This is a genomic window from Pseudomonas sp. P7548 (assembly GCF_013386585.1).
Taxonomy (GTDB): domain Bacteria; phylum Pseudomonadota; class Gammaproteobacteria; order Pseudomonadales; family Pseudomonadaceae; genus Aquipseudomonas.
The window spans coordinates 1-339 of sequence record NZ_JACARO010000207.1; the positions used below are offsets into that span (position 1 = coordinate 1).

Here is a 339-nt window from a genome sequence, read left to right on the forward strand (position 1 = left end):
CGCGTGGTGCGCTCGAACAAGCGGGTAGCCAACGAGGACTCAAGCTTGTGCAACCGCGCGCTGGCAGCGGCCGGCGACAGCCCCAGCTTGCGGCCTGCGAGCGAGAGACCGCCCAACTGCGCGGCTTCGACAAACAAACGGATGTCACCCAAGTTGTCCATGATTATTCCAATTTTTTTGAATATCCATCAAACAGTAGCTCAATTATCAATCTGGATCCCCTGCCGCAGACTTGCTCCATGCAATCACCTCAACACCAGGAGATCTTCACCATGACGACACTCTCGACGCTGTTCAGTCCGATCACCTTCGCTGGAATCAGCGCGCGCCATCGCGTGG

General features: G+C 56.9%; 1 protein-coding gene. It reads right to left on the reverse strand.

What is annotated here, in order from left to right; genetic code table 11:
- On the reverse strand, nt 1–161 hold a 161-nt coding region (locus HX803_RS32270; protein ID WP_178926097.1), incomplete at its 3' end, for a LysR family transcriptional regulator.
- Nucleotides 162–339: the final 178 nt, after the last annotated feature.